At 56.3% G+C, this 1,921-nt stretch carries 1 rRNA gene; it reads right to left on the bottom strand.

Annotated elements, in window-relative coordinates:
* Nucleotides 1-48: 48 nt before the first annotated feature.
* Nucleotides 49-1,921: ribosomal RNA gene (locus PQ627_RS19870) — 23S ribosomal RNA — on the bottom strand; the annotation flags it as partial.

Here is a 1,921-nt window from a genome sequence, read left to right as displayed (position 1 = left end):
GGGTTGTTGGTTGGGAACCACATAGTGGACGCGTGCAGTGTGTTGTGTGTGGTGTAAGTTGTTGGCCTATTAGTACCGGTCAGCTTCACGAGTCGTTAGTCCTCGCTTCCACATCCGGCCTATCAACCCAGTGGTCTGGCTGGGGGCCTCTCACACAAACGTGTATGGAAATCTCATCTTGAAGCGAGCTTCCCGCTTAGATGCTTTCAGCGGTTATCCCATCCGAACGTAGCTAATCAGCGGTGCACTTGGCAGTACAACTGACACACCAGAGGTTCGTCCGTCCCGGTCCTCTCGTACTAAGGACAGCCCTTCTCAAATTTCCTGCGCGCGCAGCGGATAGGGACCGAACTGTCTCACGACGTTCTAAACCCAGCTCGCGTACCGCTTTAATGGGCGAACAGCCCAACCCTTGGGACCTACTCCAGCCCCAGGATGCGACGAGCCGACATCGAGGTGCCAAACCATGCCGTCGATATGGACTCTTGGGCAAGATCAGCCTGTTATCCCCGAGGTACCTTTTATCCGTTGAGCGACGGCCATTCCACAATGTACCGCCGGATCACTAGTCCCGACTTTCGTCCCTGCTCGAGATGTCTCTCTCACAGTCAAGCTCCCTTGTGCACTTACACTCGACACCTGATTGCCAACCAGGCTGAGGGAACCTTTGGGCGCCTCCGTTACTTTTTAGGAGGCAACCGCCCCAGTTAAACTACCCATCAGGCACTGTCCCTGACCCGGATCACGGGCCGAAGTTAGATGTCCAAAGTGACCAGAGTGGTATTTCAACGATGACTCCACCCGAACTGGCGTCCGGGCTTCAACGTCTCCCACCTATCCTACACAAGCCACTCCGAACACCAATACCAAACTATAGTAAAGGTCTCGGGGTCTTTCCGTCCTGCTGCGCGTAACGAGCATCTTTACTCGTACTGCAATTTCGCCGAGTTTATGGTTGAGACAGCGGGGAAGTCGTTACTCCATTCGTGCAGGTCGGAACTTACCCGACAAGGAATTTCGCTACCTTAGGATGGTTATAGTTACCACCGCCGTTTACTGGGGCTTAAATTCTCAGCTTCGCCCGCAAAGGGGCTAACCGGTCCTCTTAACCTTCCAGCACCGGGCAGGAGTCAGTCCGTATACATCGTCTTGCGACTTCGCACGGACCTGTGTTTTTAGTAAACAGTCGCTTCCCCCTGGTCTCTGCGGCCCACACCCGCTCACGCCAGCGATGTGGCGGTCACGGGGCAGGCCCCCCTTCTCCCGAAGTTACGGGGGCATTTTGCCGAGTTCCTTAACCATAATTCTCTCGATCGCCTTGGTATTCTCTACCTGATCACCTGTGTCGGTTTGGGGTACGGGCGGCTAAAACCTCGCGTCGATGCTTTTCTAGGCAGCATAGGATCACCGGATCCCCCCATACGGGAGTCCCATCAGATCTCAGGATCGTGCTCGAAACACACAGGAACGGATTTGCCTATCCCTGACCCTACATCCTTAGACCGGGGCAACCATCGCCCGGCCCGGCTACCTTCCTGCGTCACACCTGTTAATACGCTTACCTCCCGGGATCAGGTCCCGCGCTCGGCCAAAACCCACAACACCACAAGGGTGAGCGGGCAGGCTCCGGGCGGTTAGTATCCCCCGCTTGGCATGGGCGGTTTTTCGCCGGTACGGGAATATCAACCCGTTGTCCATCGACTACGCCTGTCGGCCTCGCCTTAGGTCCCGACTTACCCAGGGCAGATTAGCTTGACCCTGGAACCCTTGATCATTCGGCGGACGGGTTTCTCACCCGTCTTTCGCTACTCATGCCTGCATTCTCACTCGTGTAGGCTCCACCGCTGGTTTCCACCGCGACTTCACTGCCCACACGACGCTCCCCTACCACTCCACACCCCTGAACCACGAAGGCTAGGGT

Source organism: Paenarthrobacter sp. AB444, from assembly GCF_028736865.1.
GTDB lineage: Bacteria > Actinomycetota > Actinomycetes > Actinomycetales > Micrococcaceae > Arthrobacter > Arthrobacter nicotinovorans_B.
This window is presented reverse-complemented; position numbering and strand designations above follow the sequence as displayed.